This is a genomic window from Pelorhabdus sp. sgz311001 (assembly GCF_055901755.1).
This window is the reverse complement of the sequence record NZ_JBVXUT010000005.1, coordinates 129,472-153,266: the sequence shown is the minus strand read 5'-3', so window position 1 is coordinate 153,266 and position 23,795 is coordinate 129,472. Positions and strand designations below refer to the sequence as shown.

Below are 23,795 nucleotides of genomic sequence, written 5' to 3'. Positions count from 1 at the left end.
GATGCGGCCACTGAAATTGACTATGACAGCGTTTGGGCCTTACGCGTCTCAGCAAGAAATTGATTTTACCCTGTTAGGCAGACGAAATTTGTTTGTCATTTGCGGCAACACCGGGGCCGGAAAGACAACAATTCTTGATGCGATTGCCTATGGTCTGTATGGAAAGGCTAGTGGCCAAGATCGTGACGGCGAAAGTCTACGCAGTCATTTTGCCAACGAAGATATACTTACAGCGGTGGAACTGGAATTTGAGCTAAAAGGGGAAAGATACTATATTCGTCGCGTACCGAAACAGCAACGGAAAAGATTGCGTGGCGAAGGTCTTATGGATCAAAATGCTGAGGCTGAGCTGCAGAAACTTTCTGGCGATGCCAAAGAGAGCGTTTGTGGTATTAAAGAAGTAAATGAAAAAATTTTGCAGCTTTTAGGGATTACCTATGATCAATTTAAGCAAATTATTATGATTCCGCAAGGAGAATTTCGCGAGCTTTTGACGGCTGATAGTAAAATGAGAGAGGAAATCCTGCAAAAGATATTTGGTACGGAAGGGTTTCGTCAAGTCCAGCAGCGCTTAGAAGAAAAAGCGAAAGCTTTGTTACAGTCTGTTCAGGAAATTAAAATTAAACTAGGTGAAGCAAAGGCCAAGCTTGATGTAACCGATCATGCTGTTTTAACAGATTTAGTAGAGGGAGAATCCTGGCAAGCTCCCGCTTTGATTACCGAACTGAAACTTGCTTTAGAGACAGATCGGCAGACTTTGTCAGGTGTTGATCAGCAAATCAAAGAGCAGGAACGACTTTTGCAAGAGAAAGAGAAGTTGATTTTTCAGGCGGAAAGTTTAAATCAAAAATTGGCAGAATTGACTGAGGTAAAGCAGAAATTGGCTGAACTAGAAGTACTGCAACCGCAAAAAAAATCACAAGAGATATTATTGAAGCAAGCGCGGAAAGCTTTGACTATTTTGCCACAAAAGGAATATCTAACTCGCTGTGCTGATGATAAAAAGATCAAAACAATGAGAGGCGTGCAAGCGTCGGCGGCTCACAAGGAGTCTCTCCTTTCCTTTCAAGCAGCAGAAGCTCATTATAACGAAACTCTAAAAAATGAAGTGCTTTGCCGGGAATTGCTTATTGAAGAAACTCAGCTCACTTCGTTACGAGAGAAACTCGAGCAACTTGCTATAACGCAAAAAGAGCTGGCTGAAGAACAGAAAACTTTGCGATTGCAGGAACAGCAGCTAACTCAAAATAAGAAAATTATTGAAAGCGATAAAGAACAATTAAAAGACAATAAAGCTTTACTAGAAAAAATGCGATTAAAGCTGGAATCGCGAGCTGTAAAAATAGAAGAGAAGAATCATAAAGAGCAAAGATTGCAGTGGCTGAACAAATGGAGTCAATCGCAAGCTGAGTTAGAAAAACTGCGCTCTGCTTATAAAATAAAGCGCAATGATCGAGATGCGGCGCAAAAACGCTATGAAGCTTGTCAGACGCTCTATGATGAACAGTACCGTCTGTTTTTATCGGGGCAGGCGTCTTTATTAGCTAAGTCGCTCCAAGCGGGTGAGCCTTGTCCAGTTTGTGGCTCTGCCCATCATCCTAATCCGACTGTTTTTCACGGAGATTTGCCATCGGAAGATCATGTGAAAAGTCTTTTTGATAAAAGTAAGGCTTTGCGTGAAGCGGCAGAACAGAGCCGGATTGCTTTTGAGCAAAACTACGCGGAGGGCATAAGGCAAAAAAAACAAGTTGATGAGTATTTGCAAGAATTGGCAGCGCTAGAAGGACCTGAACTGCTTGAGTATCAACAAGAGCAGTTAACAAGTTTTATTGCTGAGAAAAGTCAGTTATGGCCTGCTGAAATTCAGCAGCTCGTAGAAGAACTTGGTCATCTTGACACTTGTAAACAACAAAGTGAGGGGCTTAGACAAAGCCTCGAGCAGAGCGAGCAGGCCATCTATAAACAAGAGCAGCAGGTTAGTGAACTTGATCAAAGGCATTCGCAGCTTTTGGGGCAGGTTCAGACGAAGGAAGCTTTATTTAAAACTCTTAGATCGGAAGTGCCTGAGCAGTTTCGTTCTCTTGCTCTGTTAGAAGCTAAAATAACGGAAATTCAAAAACGGCAAGAAACTTTAAAGGCTGCGTTAGCGAAAGCGGAACAAGCTTTTCGTCAGTCTGATCAAAAAAGGGCGCAGGCAGAGACGGAGCAAAAGCAGGCGGACGAGGCATTACTCGAGGCCCAAACTGCTTTTACGGCAGCCGCTTTACAATGGCAGGCAGCTTTGCAAGCAGCCGATTTTCTTTCAGATGAGATGTATGAACAAGCGCAACGAACGCCGCAAGAAATTCAAGAACTCGAAGAATCGGTTCGTGCTTATGAATTAGATTTGCGAGCGGCGCAAGAACATAAAATTCGCTTAGAATATGAGACGCAAGGTGTTCAAGTGGTTGATATTGCTCTGTTACAGCAGGAGAAGGTTTTTATGCAATCGGAGCGAGAAACTTTCTTGGTTCAAAAAAATAAAGTTGCCTTCCGTTTACAAAATAACGAAAGACAACTCTTAAAACTAGGTGAACTTTGGCAGGCGCTTGAAAATATCGAGGAAGAATTTAGTGTTGTCGGTCATTTAGCACGAGTTGCCAAAGGCGACAACCAGGAAAAACTGAGTTTTGAACGATATGTACTAGCGGCTTTTTTTCAAGATATTATAGTTGCAGCCAATCTACGCTTGAAAAAAATGACGGCAGGCCGTTATTTGATGCGTCGTATTGCGTCGCGTGGTAAAGGGAATGGCCAAAGTGGTCTCGAAATTGAGGTGTTTGATTATTATACAGGTCGAACTCGTCATATAAAAACCTTATCAGGCGGAGAGAGCTTTAAGGCTTCTCTGGCCTTGGCTTTGGGGCTTGCTGATGTAGTACAGTCATATTCCGGTGGAATTCATATTGAAACGATGTTTATTGACGAAGGTTTTGGTACGCTTGATCCTGAATCGCTTGATAGTGCGATTGAAACGCTTATGGAATTACAACACTCGGGTCGTTTAGTTGGAATTATCTCGCATGTACCAGAGCTGAAAGCTTCGGTTGATGCCAGATTGGAAGTTCAGGCGTTTAAAAATGGAAGTTCTGCTGAGTTTCATATTGTGTAATGAGAGAAGTTTTTTATACTGGATATTTTATAAAGATCACATAGTAAGCAATCGCGCAAGCGGCAACGCTGGAAAGAAGTGCTGCGGGCCAGGCAATCAGGTGAAAGAAAAATCCCATAATACCAATTACGGCAAAAGAGCAAACAATGCCCCAACGGGAAATTGCTTTTTTGTCTTTTTTTATTTCATGACGATTTTTTACATATAAGCGAAGGTAAAGGCTTAAGATGGTTATGAGCAATCCGTAATAGATATATTCGTCAAAGGTTATATGCAAGAGACTTCCTCCTAAGTGATGAAATAAATGAGACTTTATTAAAAAGACTTATTGTTAGTGTAAGCTTTTTAATGTGAAAAAAATGTCAAAATAAAAATAAAAAACCAGAGGAATTTGTAGTTTTTTGTAGAAAATATAATATTAAACGAAGAAGGAATGATGAAAATGCTGCTATTGCTTTTAGGCGCCAGTTCATTAGTCATATTCTTTTTTGTAATCCGGCTGCGTTCAGCAACTGCGAAGCGGGGAGAGCTATTTCGGGTTTATTACTGGGGATCTTATCCTGCTATAGTTCTTCGTGACCCTTTGCCAGCTTTTTTGCTACTTGATGATACAAATCGCTTGCTGATGCTGTGCCATATTACTGTGCCCTATTCCAATATTTTATCAGTTCAGCTTACCTCCTTACAATCATTGCAACGCAATGCTGTTGCTGCTTTAGGTCTGTATTCAAAGCAACTGAGTAAGGAATATCCTTTTTTGCTGATTGCTTACCAGCAGGGCACGTCTAAAACTTACTACGCTGTGCTGCAAGCGGAACAGGCGGTAGCGATTCGACGCTTGCTCCATAGGCGCGGCCGGAGAAACTCCGTATTCGCTTAATTTAAGTCTAAAGCGTTTTCTACCATGTAAACTTCGAGTGCTTGCTATTCCCAAATAGATAAGGAGGCTATGAGTTCATGAGTACTGCTCGTTCATCAACTAAGATCCTTTGCCGTAAATGCCAGAGTTTAATGCTTCCCCGTAAAAGTTTATCGCCAAGTCAGGAAACTTTACAATGGTATGCCTGTAGCAATCCTCAGTGTAATAGCGTGAGTTGTATTGGTGACAATAGCGATTTTTGTAATTTGTCTTGGATTCTTGAAACAGCAAAGCTTGTTAAGGAAAAACAAGGACTTTCTCATCCTCTGCCTACTTTAGTCAAACCGGTTGGATCTGATGAGTTTTTTCATCTGAACTGATTGAATTATACTGTGATTTCATAAAAACTCCGCTAAATGCGGAGTTTTTATTTTGTCATGATTTATTTTTTGGACAATACAAATAGAATAAGTAGAACTTGATACTAGTAGGGAGGCAAATAGATGGACAAAGAATGGGTTGGTGAAACAATTTCGCAGTATGAACAGTTTTTGAATCCTTCGCTGGCACGATTATTTCGGTATCTCGGTCTAGATAAGGTGGAATGCAGTGCTAGTGGTTGTTTTGTCACAGATCATCAGGGAAAGCGTTATATTGATTGTTTAGGCGGCTATGGGGTTTTTAGTTTAGGGCATCGTCATCCGGCAGTTGTGTCAGCAGTCAAAAAGCAATTAGACGTGATGCCTTTATCTAGCAAGGTCTTTTTTAATCGATCTCTAGGTGAAGCAGCGGCCTTGCTGGCCGAAGTTATGCCGGGAAATTTGCAATACTCTTTTTTTTGCAATAGCGGTGCGGAGGCGGTCGAGGGCGCTTTAAAATTGGCGCGTCTTGCTACAGGGCGCAGTACGTTTATTGCCGCTCACAACGCTTTTCATGGGAAAAGTTTTGGGGCGCTGAGTGCTACGGGGCGCGCAATATTTCGCGATCCCTTTAAACCCTTGCTAAAGGAGTTTATTCATGTTCCTTTTGGTGACGCGTTAGCTATAGAAGAAGCGCTAGATGATTCAGTCGCTGCTGTAATACTAGAGCCCATTCAAGGTGAAGGGGGCATTATTGTTCCTCCAGATGATTATTTATTGGCTGTGAGTAATCTTTGCCGGCAAAAAGGCGTTTTATTGATTTGTGATGAAGTGCAGACTGGCTTAGGGCGAACTGGCGAATGGTTTGCTGTAAATCATTATAAGGTTGAACCAGATATACTTACAACAGCAAAAGCCTTGGGCGGGGGGGTGATGCCTGTAGCGGCATTTACGGCGACGCCGCAGGTTTGGCAGCCTTACGTGGAGCATCCTTTATTACATACGTCTACCTTTGGCGGGAATCCGTTGGCAGCAACTGCAGCGCTAGCGGCCATTGGTGTAATAAAAGAAGAAAACCTCTGTCAGCAAAGTAAAGAAAAGGGAGAATTTTTATTGGCGCAGCTACGAGCCTTGCAAGAGCAGTATCCTGATCTTATTTATGATGTTCGTGGGCGTGGCTTGATGATCGGAGTCGAATTTTTTCAAGAAGGACAAGGTGGGGCGCTTATGGCGGCGCTTTTGGCGCGTGGCGTGCTGGCGGCCTATACTTTAAATAATCCGAAAGTATTGCGGTTAGAGCCGCCTCTTATTATTTCCTATGAACTACTTGCCCAGGTTATCGAAATTTTTTATGATAGCCTGGCAGAAGTTCGTGGAATTTTGCAAGATTTATCGTGAAAGAAGGGATGATTATGCCTTGTGTAAAAGTCAGTCAGGAAATCGCTGCTTCACCACAAGAACTTTATCTTGTTTTAAGTGACATGGAAAAATACCCTGAATTTATGCCCAATTTGGTTCGTGTTACTATTTTAGAAAAGCGGAAACCCATAACGATTAGTCAATGGGTTTCGAATGTTGATGGCAGGATGATTTGTTGGACCGAAAGGGACCTTTTTCGCGAGGAGCTTTGGCGAATTGAGTATGAGCAAATTGCTGGAGATTTGAAACGATTTCAAGGTGCTTGGCAGCTCTGTGAACAAGAAAACGGTACACTGGTGGAACTTACGGTTGACTTTGAATTTGGCATCCCTATGCTTGCCGGACTGCTTCATCCTTTATTAAAATATAAGGTCAAAGAAAATAGTCAACTTATGCTCGCCGCTGTGAAAAAGCGCTTAGAAGGCTGTAATTAGTTGTTTTCCCTGTCGTTTCAGTATATAATATTATTAAAAATTTACCTTTTTCTATGGAGGAGGTGATTGACAAGGAATCGCACATGAACTGTCTATTCTTTAATTTGCATAGATTTGTCTGAAAAGACAGGGGGGAACAACTATGAATAACTTCAAGACTGTGATCTTACTGGCGGCTATGACGGGGCTTTTGATGGCTGTAGGCGCCTTGTTTGGCGGTCGAGCAGGCATGACTATTATGCTTGTAATTTCGATTCTAATGAATTTTGCCAGTTACTGGTACAGTGATAAAATTGTTTTGAATATGTATGGGGCGCGGGAAGTAAACGCCTCCGAGGCGCCTGATTTAATTCGCCTCGTTTCTGGTCTTGCGCAGAGAGCAGCTTTGCCGATGCCGAAAGTCTATATTATGGACACAGATGTTCCCAATGCGTTTGCAACAGGCCGAGACCCTGAACATGCTGCTGTTGCGGTAACCACAGGAATTATGCGTGCGTTAACGTTGCCGGAATTAGAGGGCGTTTTAGCTCACGAATTAGGACACGTAAAGCATCGCGATACGTTGATTAGCACCGTGGTTGCTTCTGTAGCTGGTGTTATTACCATGATTGCTAATATTGCTCAGTGGTCGGCTTTTTTTGGCATGGGTCGAAATGATGAGGAAGGCGAGAATGGACTTTCCAGTATTTTGAATTTTGTATTTCTGGTGATTCTTGCTCCCTTAGCGGCGACTTTGATTCAGATGGGGATTTCTCGTTCGCGCGAATATTTGGCGGACGAGGCTGGTGGTGTATTTTGCGGCAATCCCTTAGCATTGGCTAAAGCCTTGGAAAAAATCGAATATTATGCGCAAAATCGTGTATTGCCTGAAGCAACGCCGGCTACGTCGCACATGTTTATTGTGAATCCCTTTAGCGGCAAAGCTGATTGGTTGATGAATCTTTTCAGCACACATCCAGCGACAAGAGAACGGATTGCTCGATTGGAAGAACAGGCAAAACGGATTCGCTAGTTCTCGTTCTTCTTGAGTGATATCCCTCATTCAAGAAGAACTTTTTTTACTTCTTTATAGTTTTTTAGCAGAAAGGATGAACAAGATGGAACAAACTTTGGTACTAGTAAAGCCTGATGGTGTAGCTAGGGGATTGATTGGCGAAATTATTCGTCGCTTTGAACGGCGTGGTCTTGCCATTAATGCTTTAAAGCTGTTGGAACTTACGAAAGAACAGGCTTATGATCATTATGCGGAGCATAAAGGGAAACCTTTTTTTTCAGACCTCGTTTCTTTTATTACGTCAGGGCCGATTGTGGCTATGGTTGTTTCTGGACATGATGCTGTTGCTATTGTAAGAACTATGATGGGAAAAACCAACCCGGTAGATAGTCAGCCTGGTACGATTCGTGGCGATTTTGCCACAGAGATGTCCCGTAATGTCATTCATGGCTCTGATAGTGTCGAAAGCGCCCAACGGGAAATTGCGATTTACTTTACAGAGCAAGAAATTATTTTATAAGACAAAGGGGTAGAAAGTGATGAAGGTATACACCAAAACAGGTGATAAAGGAACTACCGGATTATATACTGGCGAACGAGTTGATAAAGATAGCCTGCGGGTGGAAGCTTATGGATCTGTTGATGAAATTACTTCTTTCTTAGGTTTGGCTAGAAGTCAATGCAGTGATAGTTCGGTCAAAGAGGCCATTTTTGTATTACAAAAGAAGCTTATGTCGCTTATGGCTGATTTGGCTAGTTTAGGTGAAGATACTGCTTATATTACGGAAACTGATATTCATGATATTGAGACGGCTATAGATTCTTTTGAAGGAAAGTTGCCGCCGTTGACGAGCTTTTTGATTCCAGGCAATGCTCATTCGTCAGCTTTGCTAGATGTAGCGCGAACTGTTACAAGACGGGCAGAACGCCAGGTGCTTCGCCTAAGTAAGGTGGAGACTGTCAATTCTTTTGTACCTGTCTATTTAAATCGATTGTCTGATTTCTGCTTTGTATTGGAACGCTTTGAAGATCAGTGCAACACTAAATAAGCACGAAAAACTATGGTGGGGCATAAAGTAAAGCAAAGCAACTTGTAAGGAGTGGATAGCAGTGAAATTGCGGATCTATGTGATGACTGTGCCAAAGCCTTTCCGGCGTATGCTACGCTTTTTTTATAAGTCGAATGACAATATTTTACCTTTATAACCGCATTTTTGCGGTTATATTTTTTTAAAAGAAAAAGATTCAAAATAGAGGGAATTATCAGGTAGATATAGAAACTTTTTGTAAAGCAATAGTATTAGCTAGGATATGGAAGCATTCACACTTATGAGGAGGGCTGTCAAATGAAAGAGTATCAAAGGGAGAAGCTCAGAAATGTCGGCATTGTTGCTCATGGGGGGTCTGGTAAAACATCCTTGGTTGAAGCTTGTTTATTTCAAGGTGGTGTTGTCACTCGTCTAGGAAGAGTTGATGACGGTACCGCTACGACTGATTTTGAAGCAGAAGAAATCAAACGGAAGATTACAATTAGTACCGGCATGGCGCCTTGTGAATGGCAGGATAATAAAATAAATTTTCTTGATGCTCCAGGATATGCCGATTTTGTGGGCGAAGTGAAGGGCGTTTTACGGGCGGCTGATAGTGTGGTAATTCCCGTGTGCGCAGCTTCCGGTGTGGAAGTAGAAACTGAAAAGTCATGGAAATATATACAGGCTATGGCTTTGCCACGCCTGTTTTTTATCAATAAAATGGATCGAGAAAATGCTGATTATTTTTCCGTATTAGATGAATGTCGCGATAAATTTGGCAATGGCGTTGTTCCGTTGCAAATACCAATTGGGCAAGAAACCGATTTCAGTGGTTTTATCGATTTGATAGAAAATAAAGCCTATTGTTATGACCGTAAGGGGCAGGGAAAAGTAAAGCAAGAAGTTGAACTTCCGACTAATCTTTCGGAACAGACAGAATTATATCGGCAGATGCTGATCGAAGCGGCTGTAGAGAATGACGATGATCTTCTGAATAAATATTTAGAAGGCGAGGAATTGTCAGTAGAGGAAATTCGCAGTGCTGTACTTGCTGGTGTGACGCAGACAAAACTATTTCCTGTGCTTTGCGGTTCGGCGCTGTTGGTGATGGGCATAGATGAATTGTTAAATGGTATTATTCGGTATTTGCCAGCGCCACAAGGGGTTGCGGCTGATCCTTTTGCTGCCTTTGTCTTTAAAACGACGGCTGATCCCTTTGTGGGACGGCTAAATTATGTAAAAGTTATGTCTGGGGTTTTAAAGCAAGATATGGCGGTTATGAATGCAACAAAACAGAAACAAGAGAAGGTTGGTCATCTCTTTGTTTTGCGTGGTAAAAACCAGACTCCTGTGACGCAAGTTCAGGCTGGTGATATTGCTGTTATTGCTAAAATGCAGGACTGCAATACAGGTGATACGCTCTGTGATAAGTCCTCTTGTACGCTTTTTTCACCAATTGAATATCCTGAGCCCATGTATGTGATGGGACTTGAAATTAAAAAGGGAGAAGAAGACAAAGTCAATACTGCATTGCTGCGATTGCAAGATGAAGATCCGACATTTCAAATCGTAAAGGATACAGAAAATCGCCAGCTGTTAGTGAAGGGGATTGGGGAAATACACCTTGATATTATGATGGAAAAAATGAAACGGAAATTTGGTGTATCGGCTTCGCTCAAGTTACCCAAAATCCCTTATCGCGAAACGATACGCGGCACAGTTAAAGTAGAAGGAAAACATAAAAAACAAAGCGGCGGCCATGGGCAGTATGGTCATGTTTGGTTGCAAGTTGAGCCGCTTCCTGGCGGTGATTTTGCGTTTGTGGATGCGATTTTCGGTGGCTCCGTACCGAGACAATATATTCCTGCTGTAGAAAAGGGCGTTAAGGAGGCCTTGCAGTCCGGAATTTTGGCGGGATATCCGTTGGTTGATGTGAAAGTTACGTTGACGGATGGTTCTTATCATACGGTGGATTCGTCTGAAATGGCCTTTAAAACAGCAAGCGCCATGGCTTTGCGCAAAGGAGCTTTGCAGGCGAAACCTGTTTTACTAGAGCCGGTTTATCAGATTGCGGTGACGATGCCGCAAGATCTTATGGGTGACGTTGTGAGTCACATTAATGGCAAGCGTGGTCGGATTTTGGGAATGGAGCCAATTGATGATGGGTTGGGCAAAGTAACGGCTCATGTACCACTGGCCGAGTTATTCCGTTTCCCTGTGGATCTTCGTTCCATTACACAAGGACGCGGTGTTTTTACACAAGCTTTTTCGCATTATGATGAAGTACCGCCGAAAGTAGCGGAAGGGATTATTGCCAGTCAGAAAACAGTTAAAGTGAGTGAAGAGGCTTAAAAACATATGTAGACATAAAAAAACTCTAAGCAAAATGCTTAGAGTTTTTTTATTCGGTTTTTTTGGTCGGGGCGACAGGATTCGAACCTGCGGCCTTACGGTCCCGAACCGTACGCGCTACCAAACTGCGCTACGCCCCGCAACGTTTAATAGTATAACTTATATTTTTATCACTGTCAACATAAAACTTATATTTTCCCCTATTTTTTCCTTAAATATTAGGACTTTTGATTGAGGGAATTTTTTGATTGGTAATCGAATCCTAAAATAGATAAAATATACCAAAAGGATAAATTTTATAAAAAGGTCTAGGTGGTTGAATGAAGTATAGTTTTCGAATGATGTTTTTTATTGCTATTGTTGTTTTTTGGTGTAATGCAACGGTGATCGTGCAGGCTTCGCCGAATGTGCTTACTGTTGGTTCGCAGGGGACTAATGTTAGCGTCTTACAGCAAAAGCTGGCTGAAGCTGGTTTTTATCAAGGTACAACTGATGGCGTTTTTGGTAATGCTACGCGCAATGCGGTTATGGATTTTCAAAGATCTTGCGGTATTTATGCGGATGGGGTAGCCGGTCCGGATACGCTTGAAAAACTGCGCGCCTATCGAGGACAAGCTGTTATGACAAGTCGCAGTGGGAGTTCAAGACGCGGTCAGCAGATAGTAAATATGGCGATGCAGTATCTCGGCGTTCCTTATGTATGGGCAGGCGCAAGTCCGGCTGGATTTGACTGTTCTGGTTTTATTACGTACGTGTTTCGTCAGCAAAACGTATCCTTGCCACGAATGGCTGATGAGCAGTTTGCTGTCGGTACACAAGTGCCGCTTAGTCAACTGCAGGCAGGAGATTTGCTTTTCTTTAGTACCTATGAGCCTGGACCGTCTCATGTAGGAATCTATATAGGAAACGGTAGCTTTATTCATGCTAGTTCAGGCGCTGGGCACGTAAAGATTACTTCTTTATCGAGCTCGTATTATCAATCACGTTTTCTCGGAGCGAAACGTGTCCTATAGGAAAAAATAAAAAACTCTATTCTATCAGGTTCTTGCTTCAAAGCGGTACCGTGATAGAATAGAGTTTTTTAAACTTAGTTTTCAATTTGAAGCTGAAATTGCGGTTGCACTTTGATTTCAAAGGTGCGTTCCCAAGGCAGCGTACTGTCAATGGAGAAAGACGGGATACGATACAGGCGTTTTCCTGCTTGATCTTCTAAGACGATAATTTTTCCTTTTAGGGCTTTTTGAAAAAAATCTTTACTTTTGGCAGCCATGAAATGTTGAATTGTTTCGGTTGTATCTTGTATTTTAGCATCAGGAAGATTATAGGGATCTGCATTTAGATTTGTGACTCGTTTATTGATCCATGGCTGAATTTCTTTTTGGTAGTAATAGTCATCGGCAAAGCGGCTAAACAGAAATTCGAGTCGCGCTTGATCACGCTGGAGGATTTCATTAGCTGAGCCTAATGTGCTCGTTGCAGCAAACGCTTCGGCGACAGCTGTGCCGATGGAATTGCTTGTTGTATTCCAGCCAGCATAGGCTGCTAGTTCTGCAACTTTTACTTTTTCTTTTAAGAGTAGGGGAAAGAGACATTGATCGGCATAGAAATTTTCCGATAAGTCCACAAGAGCAACAGGATACCCCTGAGCCATAAAGCGTTTAATTTCGTTTGCTGCTTGTTCTTTCTTTTCGTCAGTCGTCTCTTTTGTACCGATATGTACATAAAGTAAAAAGGTCGCCTCATCAGGGGTGGAAACTTCTTGGCCGTGGAGCATCGCTATTTTTTCTTGAACGGTTGTTTGTACGGAGTGTGGCATATAGGGCATAATGACAGCTGGGGCTTCTTCAGTTGAGTATGCTACGTAAATACGAGGCTCTTTATGGGCTTTTTGGGCGGCGATGCGAGCTAGAAGATCAGCGGCTATTTCGTCGGCGCCTCGCGTAACGATTACGTGATTGACAAGTTCTTCATCGTGAGTAATTAGATTTTGCAATTTTTCTTTGATTAAGTTAGGAATTCCAAAGGAATGTCCATCATCTTGTCCGATTACCAGTTCTGAGAGGGTATGATCATGGACAAGATTTAACAATTGTTTGTTTAATTTTAGGTTTTGGTCATACAGTGATTCATAGTCGGCAATGACTTTTGCTGGTATTTGTGATTCGATTTTTTGCAGTTTTTTATAGTCGAGGGGGTTTTCAAAGAGAGCGATTTGGTTTTTTAGGATAGAATAATTTAATAGATCTTTTTTATAGGCGGCGGAATCGCTACCGTCAGCAACAAGCAGGCGCGGAATTATGCTGAAAGCATAAAGCTTCGTTTGGGGCGAGCCTTGATGAATATCTTGCAACAAAGCGAGTGTTTCTGAAATGTCTTCGGACGTACCCATGCCTAAGCGGGAAGAAAGGAGTCCGCCGTGAATCAGCATATCAATAGAAATGATGGCGGCATCGGCTTGGGGTGCTGCTGTTTTCAGCCATTGCCGTAAAGCTGCTTTATCAGAAGGGGTGCGAAAGTGATCCAGCAAATCGTCTGGTGGCAAAATAACTTTGATACCAGACATGCGCCCCAGTTGATCAACAAATTGGGTACAAGGCGGGCGACTGTCCAAGGGGACTAATAGAATTGTTAGCCAAGGATTTTCTATTGGCAGTGTTGTTTTAATTGTTTCACTATTGGTAACAGGAAAATGAAATAAATAGATCGAAATAAAAAGAGTTACAAGCAAAAAGACTGAGAATATGCGCTTCATGGTTCACCTCAAAAAAAGTTGCGGACTTTTCTTATTTATTTTACAATTAGGAAAGGTTTGCGGTCAACTATGGCAGCAAAAGAGTTGGGTTTTTGTAAAATTATGACTACATTAGGCATATGGAGATTTTTATGCGAATAATTGCAGGGAAAGCCAAAGGATTTCGCTTAAAGGCGCCGAAAGGATTAGATGTACGTCCTACAGCAGATCGGGTGAAAGAAACTCTTTTTAATATTTTACGTGATAAGCTTTATGATGCTACAGTTCTTGATTTATTTGGCGGTACAGGAAATCTAGGATTAGAAGCGCTAAGCCGTGGTGCGGCAAGCGCGGTGTTTTTTGATGTGGCCCCGAAAAGTCTGAACATAATTAAAGAAAATATTCTTTATACGCAGATGGAAGCTTTTTGTGAGGTGAGAAAAACTGACGCTTTGCAGGGAATTCGTTTTTTTTCCAGTAAAGGCCAGATTTTTGATCTCGTTTTTTGTGATCCTCCCTATAATCGAGGTTGGATTGGCAAGGTTTTAGCAGAGCTTGATACTGCCAAGTCGATTTTAGCGCCGCAGGGTGTGCTTGTAGTGGAGTATTCCGCGCATGAAACTTTACCGAACAATCTAAAGTTTTTAGAAGTTAAGCGTACGGAAAAGTTTGGCGAAACACAAATTGCTTTTGTAATGCGAAAAGAAGAATGATTTAGGAGGAACAGTTGTGCGTATTGGTGTTTGCCCAGGAAGTTTTGATCCCGTCACGAACGGGCATTTAGATATTTTTGAACGGGCTAGTCAAATGTTTGATGAACTAATTGTAGCGGTTTTTCATAACCCCAATAAGAAACCGCTGTTTACAATGGAAGAACGTGTTGAATTGCTGCGGGCTGCTACCGTACATATACCAAATATTCGTGTTGATGGATTTTCTGGTTTGCTCACGCAATATGTTCGTCAGCAAGATACGAACTTGATCGTCCGGGGGTTGCGGGCGTTAAGTGATTTTGAGTATGAGTTCCAGCGAGCGTTACTCATAAAAAAAATTGATCCTTCCATGGAGACGATTTTTATGATGACAAGTAGCGATTATTCTTTTGTTAGTTCAAGTGGCATTAAGGAATTGGCCCGGTTTGGCGGTTCGATCAAAGGGCTTGTTCCTGAGTGTATAGAATATAAAGTAGTACGGCGTATTCATGATGGAATGTAAAAGGGATTGGGAGAGAGAGCATGAAACTTGACGATTTATTAGATGAAATGGAAGCCATTATTGTCGAGGCGGCGCGGGTACCTTTTACCAATAAGCGAGTTATTGAAGAAGATGATTTGGCGAGACTGATGGATGACCTTCGTGAGGCTATGCCGACAGAACTAGCTGATGCCAAGCGTGTGCTTGCTGACAGACAGAGAATTCTTGATGAAGCGCAAAAGGAAGCGCAAAAGATTATTGAACAGGCGAAGGCTTATAGTGCTAAGCTGACCGATGAAAATGTAATTATGAAAAAAGCGCAGGAAGAAGCGGATGCTTTGACGCGTCAAAGTCAGGCGCAGGCTGAGCAGATGACCCAACAAGCGCAACAGGTAGCGGAAAAACTGAGAACTGACGCGTTACGTTATGCTGACGATGTTTTTACTCATCTTGAAACCAACTTAAATTCTTTATCTGACGTGGTGAGGCAGGCTCATTCTTCCGTCAAATCTGATCGTTTGAAGTAACAAGCAGAAAAAAAGTGAAAGGCAGGGATTAGTCCCTGCCTTTCACTTTTTTTGTAAGAATGTTTTGCAGCGTCGTAAAGTACTCCACATTAGTGAAAAAGCCAGCAAAAAGGCTAAACAGTAGAAAATATTTTGGCCAGTTCTTTGCAAGTGAAACAGCCAGGCATCTGGTCCAGTTGTTGCGAAAACTGGCGAAATAAAAAAGTGACTTAAAAACGGCGAGTCGATCAGAAGTAGACTAATTAGGGCTGCCAAGAAAGCATGAAGTAGGCGGCTTATCATATAAGGCGTCATACGAATTCCTGACTCAATAACAATGCTGGCAACTTGTCCATGGACAGATAAGCCGCTCCAGGCAATGATTGCGCTGGTTATGGCGATTTTTTCTGCCAGGGGAGCATTGGTTTGACTGGCGGCGAGAGAACCCAAATCGATTTCAAATAGGCCGGTAACAAGTGCGCTAGCTAAGCTGGTATGCCAGCCAAGTGCCTGCAATCCACAAGCGAAAAGGGATGTCAAAGCCGAGGTTAGCTGGGTGACAGAAATAATTCGCAGAAACACAGAGAATAAAATAATAAAGCCGCCAATAAGCAGAATTGTATTCATCGATGTACGGACCGCATCGCCTAAGAGTTGGCCAAAAGGGCGGCCATCTTCGCGTCTGGCTTGGTTCATGGCGCGAAATGCCCGAAGTAACAGAAAACTAGTTTGTTTTGGTGCAGTTGGTTGTTTTGATTCTCGGTCTTTGCCATGAAATCGAAAGATAATTCCCACAAGAAAACTGGATAGATAATGCGATAAGGCGAGTATTGCTCCCATTTCCGGCATGGCAAACATACCTACTGCTACAGCACCAAACATAAATAGAGGATCTGCTGTGTTGGTAAAAGAAAGCAACCGTTCCGCCTCAATGGCGCTGCATAAGTTGTTTTTGCGAAATTTACAGGTGATGACGGCATCCATGGGATAGCCTGAAGCGAGTCCCATGGATAGAGCAAAAGCCTTAAGTACCGTTAGCCCTTATTGGAGCAGTTCAATCGACAGGGAACCATCGGGATGGACGATAATTTTCTTGATGAGGTCAAATAATACGGTTCGCTGTTCCTCTAGTGTTAAATACGTCCAATTTATTGTAATAGACGGAAAGGCTTGTAATAAAGCCTGCAGCGATAAGTCTGTCTGGGTCGATGGAGCTGTTTCTGTCTTGATTTTTTCTGCAAGAACTTCTTGCCTGTTTTTTAGGGACTTAAGACGCGGTTCCAGTTCCTTTGCCTGCAATAAGCCTGTTTCTAACGCTTCATAGAGTCGATTTAACCGTTTGGCAAGGCTTTCTTGTTCTTTCTGTAGGGCGCTTTTTTGCCACAGGGCAGCTGTTTCTGGCAGCAATTTATGAGCTGCTTGCTCTAAAAATGATGAAGGAACTATGAGTTGGTTTAATTGACAAATAATTTTTTGATTTAACTCTTGAGCTGGCTGTAGTGGCAAGGTGCAGTGATCGGCTTTTTTCATTTCGGGCGAACCAAGTCGTGTATAACAGACGTAAGATTTGTAGCAGGCGGTATTAGTATGTCTTGTTTTAAAGCGAAGTCTTGCGCCGCAACACGCGCAAAATAAAAGACCTGTCAAGAGGTTTTCGGCGTCTTTTACAGGTCTTGCTGTCGTTCTTTTTTGGATTCTTTGTTGGACAAGCTCAAAAGTGTCTTCGGTAATAAGAGCTTCATGGTGACCAGTGTAGTACTCATTATAATGCCGTATTTTCCCGATATAGGCTGGATTGGTGAGGATTTGGCGGATGGTACTTTTAAGCCAGCGGACTTGTTGGCGCGTTGCAATTTTTTCTTGGTTTAATTGGTTGGCAATTGCTTGAAAACCGTATTCGCCGGAAAGATATAGCTCAAAAATTTTTTTTACGTGCCGCGCTTCATCGGGATGAATCTGAAGTAGTTTTTTCTGTCGGTTATAGTAGTAGCCGAAGGGCGGTTCGCCGCCTTTCCAGCGACCTTGGCGGGAAGCTTCTTTTTTAGCCATTTTCACTCGTTCGATGATCGTTTCTCGTTCAAGCTGGGCAAAGACAGCCATCATGCCCAAAGCGGCTTTGCCGTAAGGTGTGGTTGTATCAAAGGATTCCGTTACCGAGTGAAAACCAATTTTTTCAGGAAGAAAAATATCTTCAATTAAATAGAGAGTATCTTTTTGGCGGCGCGATAGACGATCTAGTTTGAGAACAACAACATGTTGGATTTGTTTATTTTTCGCCCGAGCAATAAGGCGCTGTATAGCAGGTCGTTTTAAATCTTTGCCGCTATAGCCGTCATCACGATAAATATCTTCAATTTCCCAATTGTTAGCAAGACAGAAGGCTGCAAGACGAACTTCCTGGGCAGATAAGCTTAGGCCATGTTCGGCCTGTTCTTCCGTAGAAACCCGCAAATAAAGGGCAGCATGCTCCTTACTTGCATCTTGCTGGTGTTGTTTCATGCTGAGGTCCCCCTTTGTAGATTTTCAGGGTTTTTATTAACTTATGATGCACTTAGCGGGCTGAGAATCATTTTAAAGACTTTTTACAAAATAAAAACGCCGCCTGGTTATCAGGCGGCTCGTAGTTTTTTTGCTATAGGGCGTCGCGATCTAAAGGATAGGGTGGTGAAGTGGCTGGTTGTGGTAAAATCAATTCAATCATAAAGTCTTTTGTTGTTTCATTCGGGACTTCTTTGGCGACAAGAAGAAAGGGCTGAGTTTTAAAAGCTGTCGCTGCTGGCTTTTCTTCGTAAAGATACATATAGTGTATTTCATAATTTCCCGGAGTGAGTTGATCTAGTATAAGCTGCTCACCTGCTCGAATTGTGAAAGCTCTAACTGGCTGCGGTGTGCCCGATAGCAGCCAAAGACGGCCATATAGCGGCAAGGATGATTGGCGATTTGCAATAGTAATAGAATGCTTTCCTGCTTGTTTTGTCGACGCATCTTGGGGCAGTAATTGGGTAAGAATATTTGCTTTTCCTTTTTCTCCTTTGAACAGTGCGGTACTGGTTGCCGTCGCTTGATTGGATTCGGAGGGAGTGTGGGGTTTGTCAACTGATAAAACATAAAAAATAAAGAGCAGACATAAGGCGGCGACGCCGTAGGCAAGGCCTGTATTTCGCCCAATGAAGCTTTGGGAGGCAGCACGATGGGGACGACGCTTTGTTTGTTTTACTGCTTTACGGCTCAAGATTTGCGCATCAAAAGCTTGGCGTTTTATCGGATCAGATAATATTTCGTAAGCTTGATTTAACTGGGCCATTTTTGCTGTTGCCGCTTCTTTGTCTGTAGAGATATCAGGATGATGTTTTTTTACAAGACGGCGATAGGCTTTTTGAATTTCTTCTGGTGAAGATTGTGGGGAAAGTTCCAGAATATCATAATAATTGCCTAGCATAGAAATCACCATCATATTTTAAATTTTTTTTGCTATGTTAGTAGGAGGTGAAAGGAGGATCGTTTATGCAAGAAAAAACAATTTTTTATGTAGATGAAGAATCAACCTATGGTAAAACAGCGGTTTTCTTACTGTTACTGGCCGCTCAACGCCGGTTAATGAAGAACGAAATGAAAAATCGTCTGTGTAGTGGAGTCACAGACGATAATTTATCGCATATCACCAGTCCATATCAAGAGAAAAACGTACATTGATAATTGTTTTTTCCAAATTTCCATCGCTGTTGTAAAATGTAATAATTTTACGTAAAGCTTCTTTTTCAGCTACAACATGATTCAGCTCGTTTAGATAAGTGATCTCCATTTCCTTTTTTAATGGGTCAACCTTGTCACTATCGAACATTTTATAATCAACTCACTTTAATTTAAAAATGTACTGTTTCTTGCAGTATACTAAAAAACAATCAAAATATTTTTAAAAGCTTCTTTAAATAAACTTTTCAAAATAAAATTTTTATTGCTAGTTAATATATTGCTATATTTTAGCGGTTTATGTCAATGGAAATTTGAAATTTTGTTTTAACTCTTGCATTTTTTTTGTTTTGCTCTTATAATAAAACCGAACAAATGTTCTGTATGGAGGCGTTGGAAGTGGTAGAACGTATGGATAAAGGCCTAAATAAAGAAAATGCCTTAGAGGCGGCATTAAGAAAGATAAAAAAAGATTTTGGCGACGGTTCGATTATGAAACTGGGCGAAGCGGCTGACAAAATGAATATTGAAGTGATTCCCACTGGGGCCTTATCATTGGATTTGGCTTTAGGGGTAGGTGGAATTCCCCGAGGACGTTGCATTGAGGTTTATGGACCAGAGTCATCAGGAAAAACGACAGTAAGCTTGCATATGATTGCTGAAGTGCAGAAACTAGGCGGCATTGCTGCGTTTATTGATGCGGAGCATGCGCTTGATCCGACATATGCGCGTGCATTAGGTGTAGATATTGAAAACTTACTGATTTCACAGCCCGATTTCGGTGAGCAGGCATTGGATATTGCGGATGCTCTTGTTCGCAGTTCTGCGATTGATCTCATTGTTATTGATTCTGTAGCCGCGCTTGTACCCAAAGCGGAAATTGAAGGGGAAATGGGCGATTCCCATGTGGGGCTTCATGCCCGACTCATGTCACAGGCACTAAGAAAACTTACGGGGATCGTGAGCAAGTCACGTTGTACTGTTATTTTTATTAATCAAATTCGTGAAAAAGTGGGTGTAATGTTTGGCAATCCTGAGGTTACTACAGGTGGCCGAGCCTTGAAGTTTTATGCTTCTATCCGCATGGAGGTTCGCAAAGGGGAAGCCATTAAAAACGGCAATGACGTGATTGGTAATCGGACAAAAGTAAAGGTGGTAAAGAATAAGGTAGCGCCACCCTTTCGGACTGCTGAATTTGATATTGTTTATGGCGAAGGGATCTCTAGGACAGGTAGTGCCATTGATTTAGGCGTAGAACTTGATATTATAGCGAAAAGTGGTACTTGGTTTTCCTATGGTGATCATCGTCTGGGTCAAGGCCGAGAAAATGCCAAGCAGACGTTAAAAGAAAATCCTGAATTAATGGAAAGCATTGAACAGGCCATTCGTGAAAAATTATTAGTAAGTAAAATCAGTGTAGTAGAGACAATTGGTAGTGATGATATTGAAAAAGACAACGAGATAGATAGCGAGGAATAGTCGTTCCCGTATGGCAAACAGGAGTTGACGCTAAAGCGCCAACTCCTGGAACATTAAATAAAGGCCGCATTAAAGGCTCTAATAGTACACCGATAAAATGGACTATGCCAAAACCCATAAGGATTTCTGACAAGACAAAAAATGGTAGCAGGGCGGGGAATACTACATTCCACCACAAATTTAAACCCATTACAGCTGATTCAAAGGCTTCTTTAGGGTAAACAACCATGGCTAACGTCATAAAACAAGAGAACAAGGCTAGGAAGTAAGCAAAACAATGTTTGCGATAGCTTTTTTGTATAAATGGGGCCATGTACCCGCCTCCTTCGTTCTTGGAATTTCATTACCTATTATATTGGTAGTCGAATCATGTTATTCCCTTTTCCGTTGATAATAAGGAGAACGGCGATAGTCTTGACCGCCTGGTTGCCAAGCTGCTTCAGGGAAGGACAGGTTGTAGATATCTGTTGCTGCTATATCGATGGATAGCATTTGCTGAAGCGGTGATAAGTCGGAAGCGAAGTTGTTACTTGCTAGAAATTGTGCTGTTTTTAAAATGAATGGAATAGAAGCAGTGTGTTTCGCTTCTCGTAAAAAGCTTCTTCCTTGATCATTAAAGGCTAAAACTCGACTATAAAGCGGACCTTGCTCATCGGCTTTTTGTAGTGCTTTTTGAGACACGTTCAGTAATAGATACAGTAAAATACGACGTAACTTTGCTGGTGGATAGCGTTTCGTCATAATCTTAGCAAAGAAGGAATCCCAAGAAGTTGCCTCTTTGGCAGCTTTTTGTATTTTATATTCCAGTCCTTCAGTGATTTCTGCTTGGTCATGAAAAAAGTGCGGCGGATGGGTGCGAAGAAGCGTTAAAAGCGGCAAGGATAAATTTTCCAATCGGGGTAACTTGCTGTTTTCTTGTAATGCATGCTGGATTAAAGTGAGAACACTAGTTGGCAGTGTTTTTTGCCATTGTGGGCTTTCTTGTTTATGGTATAAAGCTTGGCGAATTGCACTGGCGCTGACAATCGGCTGGTTTATGGCTACGTTATGATACTCTGTTGTTCTTAGAATTGGTAAAGGCTTTAAAGTGGGGGCGAGTTTTCGAATGGCTCGCATATATTCGATCGCTAAAATATTATTGGGCGAAAGCGAAAAGTCTAATTCAGCTGTGAGAAGTTCTGCAAGCGCCGCTGCATAGCTCAGGCCGAAGTTGCACATCCTTTCTGATAGGAGCTTACTTAGGTGTGGGTCGTCAAGCATTTTAGCCGCTTCGCTTAACTGTTTTTCATCAGGTGTTTCGGCGCCAAAACAAACATGGCTTACCGAACCAAGTCGGTGTAGCAAGGAAATAGCGCCTTCGGCAAAATATTGAGCACTGCGCAGGGCAAACACCGTGGGAAGCTCGATGATAAGATCAGCTCCGCCGCAAAGGGCCATTTTTGCTCGTAACCATTTGTCAAATAAGGCAGGTTCGCCACGCTGTACGAAAGATCCGCTCATGACGACAACGACAGTTTCTCTTTGGGAACTTTTTTTAGCCTGCTCGATATGATAGGCATGGCCTTTATGAAAAGGATTATATTCCGCGATAATACCTACTGCATTCATAAACAATCCCCCTGATATGAACGGATATATAGATGATTTCTTCTTAGTATACTAAAATATAGTATAACAAAATAAATTGCGATTACATAAAAGAAAAAGTATTTTTAGGAAAGGATATTTGCTTTTGCTGTCGAAGTTTATGGAGTTAGTTTGTAGATTAGGTTACTAAGGAGGATTTTTTTATGAATGTATTAGTTGTAAATTGTGGTAGCTCGTCGATTAAATATCAGCTTGTGAATATGAACGACGAATCTGTTATTGCCAAAGGTTTGGTGGAAAGAATTGGTCTTGATGGGGCGGTTCTTACGCATCAGCCAGCCGGTCATGACAAAGTAGTTATTAAAACAGATATTCCGACGCACACTGTTGGTATTAAATTAGTCCTAAATGCTTTTGTAAATCCTGAATATGGCGTATTAAAAAGCATGGATGAAATTAATGCTGTTGGTCATCGTGTTGCTCATGGCGGTGAAAAATTCACGAAATCTGTTCTCATTACACCAGAAGTAATGAAAGGCATCGAAGAGTGTATTGATATGGCGCCGCTTCATAATCCTCCTAATATTGCCGGAATCAATGCCTGCAAAGAAGTTATGCCTAATGTGCCTCATATTGCTGTTTTTGATACTGCTTTCCATCAGACGATGCCTAAACATACTTTCCTCTATGGTCTTCCCTATGAAGCCTATGAAAAATATGGCTTGCGCCGTTATGGTTTCCATGGCACATCCCATAAATTTGTCTCACAGCGTGCGGCAACTTTGCTTGGTAAACCTTTGAATGAATTGAAAATTATTACTTGCCATTTGGGCAATGGTTCTAGTATTGCAGCGGTAAAAAATGGCGCCTGCATGGATACAAGCATGGGCTTTACGCCGCTTGATGGTCTTTTAATGGGAACTCGCAGTGGTTCCATTGATCCCGCGATTATTTCTTTCCTTATGAAAAAAGCCAATATGACAAGTGCCGAAGTGGATGCTTACCTGAATAAAGAATCAGGTGTTCTGGGAATTTCCGGCGTTTCGAGCGACTTTAGAGACATTGAAGAAGCTGCCAACGAAAATAATAGTCGCGCTAAACTGGCTCTGGATATGTTTGCTTATCGTGTTCGTAAATATATCGGCGCTTATGCTGCTGCTATGGGCGGAGTTGATGTCGTTGTATTTACGGCAGGTCTTGGTGAAAATTCGGCTTCGATGCGAGCTAGTATTTGTGAAGGTTTAGAATTCATGGGTATTTGTGTTGATGCGGAGAAGAATAATGTTCGCGGCAAAGAAACAAAAGTTAGCACTGACGATTCGAAAGTTACCGTTCTCCTTATTCCTACCAATGAAGAACTGGTTATTGCCCGTGATACAAAAGCAATTTGCAACGGCTAAGCCGTTTTCTCAGTCAAGTCTTTTTGCTTGACAAACCTTTTTTGACTGGCTATAATATAGAAATGTTGAGGTGAGCATTATGCTTATTTCTGTAGTGCAAGCTAAAAAAGAGTTGGGTGGCAGACAAGAATTTTCTTTTGTTACCGCCGCGGAGAAGCTCAACATAGATGGCCAGCACCCTTATAAAAATGGGGATATTATCGTCAAGGGCGAAGTCACAAACCTAGGCGACCGTCTTACTATTGCTGGGACGATTACGGCGCAGGCCGCTTATGAGTGCAACCGCTGTTTGACTTTTTTTGAACGGCAAGAAACGATTTCTTTTGCGGAAGACTTTCGCGAAGCGAATCAACCCTTAAGTCAGGGGCTCGGAGAAGCTGATTGTATTATTTATGAAGGCGACTTCATTGATATTGATGAACTTGTCCGAGAGAATTTGCTGCTGAACGAACCGCTTCAACCGCTTTGCAGCGACGCTTGCCTTGGTTTATGTCCTGTTTGTGGTGTAAACCGCAATGAACAGAGCTGTAATTGTAATCAAGAATCTATTGATCCGCGACTTGCAATTTTAAGTCGGTTGATACAAGAAAAGTGAATTTTATTGAGGAG

The 23,795-nt window shown here is 42.1% G+C and carries 24 protein-coding genes and 1 tRNA gene; 17 read left to right on the top strand and 8 right to left on the bottom strand.

Translation table 11 applies throughout. The features are described 5' to 3' along the window. Nucleotide 1: 1 nt before the first annotated feature. Nucleotides 2-3,151, top strand: a complete 3,150-nt coding sequence (locus AC0MXB_RS13485) for an AAA family ATPase (RefSeq protein ID WP_474040223.1) — start codon at nucleotides 2-4, stop codon at nucleotides 3,149-3,151. A 13-nt stretch (nucleotides 3,152-3,164) separates the two neighbouring features. Here AC0MXB_RS13485 and AC0MXB_RS13480 read toward each other — a convergent pair whose 3' ends face one another. Further along, a complete protein-coding gene (locus AC0MXB_RS13480) occupies nucleotides 3,165-3,428 on the bottom strand; it encodes a hypothetical protein (RefSeq protein WP_474040222.1) in 264 nt (87 codons plus the stop codon). Between the two features lie 156 nt (nucleotides 3,429-3,584). Between AC0MXB_RS13480 and AC0MXB_RS13475 the strand changes: the two genes are divergently transcribed. From AC0MXB_RS13475 to fusA, 8 genes are all read left to right on the top strand, one after another. Next, nucleotides 3,585-4,031: a hypothetical protein gene (locus tag AC0MXB_RS13475; protein ID WP_474040221.1), complete on the top strand. Its 447-nt coding sequence runs from the start codon at nucleotides 3,585-3,587 to the stop codon at nucleotides 4,029-4,031. 77 nt (nucleotides 4,032-4,108) lie between these two features. Next, the gene (locus tag AC0MXB_RS13470; protein WP_474040220.1) at nucleotides 4,109-4,390 is read left to right on the top strand and encodes a hypothetical protein; all 282 of its coding nucleotides are present in this window, start codon (nucleotides 4,109-4,111) and stop codon (nucleotides 4,388-4,390) included. A gap of 123 nt (nucleotides 4,391-4,513) precedes the next feature. Continuing rightward, complete coding sequence (locus tag AC0MXB_RS13465; RefSeq protein WP_474040219.1) at nucleotides 4,514-5,767, top strand: aspartate aminotransferase family protein; 1,254 nt, start codon at nucleotides 4,514-4,516, stop codon at nucleotides 5,765-5,767. A gap of 14 nt (nucleotides 5,768-5,781) precedes the next feature. Further along, a complete protein-coding gene (locus AC0MXB_RS13460; RefSeq protein ID WP_474040218.1) occupies nucleotides 5,782-6,222 on the top strand; it encodes a type II toxin-antitoxin system RatA family toxin in 441 nt (146 codons plus the stop codon). Nucleotides 6,223-6,364: 142 nt separating this feature from the next. Next, complete coding sequence (gene htpX / locus AC0MXB_RS13455) at nucleotides 6,365-7,234, top strand: zinc metalloprotease HtpX (RefSeq protein ID WP_474040217.1); 870 nt, start codon at nucleotides 6,365-6,367, stop codon at nucleotides 7,232-7,234. An 85-nt stretch (nucleotides 7,235-7,319) separates the two neighbouring features. After that, entirely contained in the window at nucleotides 7,320-7,736 is a 417-nt protein-coding gene (ndk, locus tag AC0MXB_RS13450; RefSeq protein ID WP_474040216.1) for a nucleoside-diphosphate kinase, read from the top strand. 19 nt (nucleotides 7,737-7,755) lie between these two features. Further along, complete coding sequence (locus AC0MXB_RS13445; protein ID WP_474040459.1) at nucleotides 7,756-8,265, top strand: cob(I)yrinic acid a,c-diamide adenosyltransferase; 510 nt, start codon at nucleotides 7,756-7,758, stop codon at nucleotides 8,263-8,265. A gap of 297 nt (nucleotides 8,266-8,562) precedes the next feature. Continuing rightward, a complete protein-coding gene (gene fusA, locus AC0MXB_RS13440) occupies nucleotides 8,563-10,599 on the top strand; it encodes an elongation factor G (RefSeq protein WP_474040215.1) in 2,037 nt (678 codons plus the stop codon). A gap of 63 nt (nucleotides 10,600-10,662) precedes the next feature. Here the strand turns inward: fusA and AC0MXB_RS13435 are convergent. Next, a tRNA-Pro gene (locus AC0MXB_RS13435) sits at nucleotides 10,663-10,739 on the bottom strand. A gap of 180 nt (nucleotides 10,740-10,919) precedes the next feature. Here AC0MXB_RS13435 and AC0MXB_RS13430 point away from each other — a divergent pair. Next, a complete protein-coding gene (locus AC0MXB_RS13430; RefSeq protein WP_474040214.1) occupies nucleotides 10,920-11,612 on the top strand; it encodes a C40 family peptidase in 693 nt (230 codons plus the stop codon). Nucleotides 11,613-11,686: 74 nt separating this feature from the next. On the opposite strand, the gene AC0MXB_RS13425 is transcribed toward AC0MXB_RS13430, so the two are convergent. Further along, nucleotides 11,687-13,351, bottom strand: coding sequence for a DUF4127 family protein (locus AC0MXB_RS13425; RefSeq protein WP_474040213.1), 1,665 nt, complete (start codon nucleotides 13,349-13,351; stop codon nucleotides 11,687-11,689). A gap of 131 nt (nucleotides 13,352-13,482) precedes the next feature. Between AC0MXB_RS13425 and rsmD the strand changes: the two genes are divergently transcribed. From rsmD to AC0MXB_RS13410, 3 genes are read left to right on the top strand one after another with little or no spacing between them, the layout of a single operon-like run. After that, nucleotides 13,483-14,043, top strand: a complete 561-nt coding sequence (rsmD, locus tag AC0MXB_RS13420) for a 16S rRNA (guanine(966)-N(2))-methyltransferase RsmD (protein WP_474040212.1) — start codon at nucleotides 13,483-13,485, stop codon at nucleotides 14,041-14,043. Between the two features lie 16 nt (nucleotides 14,044-14,059). Continuing rightward, entirely contained in the window at nucleotides 14,060-14,545 is a 486-nt protein-coding gene (gene coaD / locus AC0MXB_RS13415; protein WP_474040211.1) for a pantetheine-phosphate adenylyltransferase, read from the top strand. A gap of 20 nt (nucleotides 14,546-14,565) precedes the next feature. Next, nucleotides 14,566-15,051: an ATP synthase F0 subunit B gene (locus AC0MXB_RS13410; protein ID WP_474040210.1), complete on the top strand. Its 486-nt coding sequence runs from the start codon at nucleotides 14,566-14,568 to the stop codon at nucleotides 15,049-15,051. Between the two features lie 42 nt (nucleotides 15,052-15,093). Here AC0MXB_RS13410 and AC0MXB_RS13405 read toward each other — a convergent pair whose 3' ends face one another. The 3 genes from AC0MXB_RS13405 to AC0MXB_RS13395 all read right to left on the bottom strand — a co-directional run bounded on the left by AC0MXB_RS13405 (nucleotide 15,094) and on the right by AC0MXB_RS13395 (nucleotide 18,469). Then, nucleotides 15,094-16,038, bottom strand: coding sequence for a sporulation integral membrane protein YlbJ (locus AC0MXB_RS13405; RefSeq protein WP_474040209.1), 945 nt, complete (start codon nucleotides 16,036-16,038; stop codon nucleotides 15,094-15,096). 33 nt (nucleotides 16,039-16,071) lie between these two features. Next, nucleotides 16,072-17,529 carry a recombinase family protein gene (locus AC0MXB_RS13400; RefSeq protein WP_474040208.1) on the bottom strand — a complete coding sequence of 486 codons (1,458 nt, stop codon included), beginning with the start codon at nucleotides 17,527-17,529 and terminating at the stop codon, nucleotides 16,072-16,074. Between the two features lie 133 nt (nucleotides 17,530-17,662). Beyond that, on the bottom strand, nucleotides 17,663-18,469 hold the full coding sequence (locus tag AC0MXB_RS13395) for a J domain-containing protein (RefSeq protein ID WP_474040207.1): 807 nt from the start codon (nucleotides 18,467-18,469) through the stop codon (nucleotides 17,663-17,665). Between the two features lie 65 nt (nucleotides 18,470-18,534). On the opposite strand from AC0MXB_RS13395, the gene AC0MXB_RS13390 reads away from it, so the two are divergent. After that, entirely contained in the window at nucleotides 18,535-18,723 is a 189-nt protein-coding gene (locus AC0MXB_RS13390; protein WP_474040206.1) for a hypothetical protein, read from the top strand. Nucleotides 18,724-19,131: 408 nt separating this feature from the next. After that, entirely contained in the window at nucleotides 19,132-20,199 is a 1,068-nt protein-coding gene (recA, locus tag AC0MXB_RS13385) for a recombinase RecA (protein ID WP_474040458.1), read from the top strand. Here recA and AC0MXB_RS13380 read toward each other — a convergent pair. Together AC0MXB_RS13380 and AC0MXB_RS13375 are read right to left on the bottom strand one after the other, a co-directional pair. Beyond that, nucleotides 20,132-20,512, bottom strand: a complete 381-nt coding sequence (locus AC0MXB_RS13380) for a nucleoside recognition domain-containing protein (protein WP_474040205.1) — start codon at nucleotides 20,510-20,512, stop codon at nucleotides 20,132-20,134. The genes recA and AC0MXB_RS13380 overlap by 68 nt on opposite strands. Before the next feature lie 59 nt (nucleotides 20,513-20,571). After that, the gene (locus AC0MXB_RS13375; protein WP_474040204.1) at nucleotides 20,572-21,807 is read right to left on the bottom strand and encodes a nucleotidyltransferase; all 1,236 of its coding nucleotides are present in this window, start codon (nucleotides 21,805-21,807) and stop codon (nucleotides 20,572-20,574) included. A 182-nt stretch (nucleotides 21,808-21,989) separates the two neighbouring features. Between AC0MXB_RS13375 and AC0MXB_RS13370 the strand changes: the two genes are divergently transcribed. Beyond that, a complete protein-coding gene (locus AC0MXB_RS13370) occupies nucleotides 21,990-23,186 on the top strand; it encodes an acetate/propionate family kinase (RefSeq protein WP_474040203.1) in 1,197 nt (398 codons plus the stop codon). 79 nt (nucleotides 23,187-23,265) lie between these two features. After that, a complete protein-coding gene (locus AC0MXB_RS13365) occupies nucleotides 23,266-23,781 on the top strand; it encodes a YceD family protein (protein ID WP_474040202.1) in 516 nt (171 codons plus the stop codon). Nucleotides 23,782-23,795: the final 14 nt, after the last annotated feature.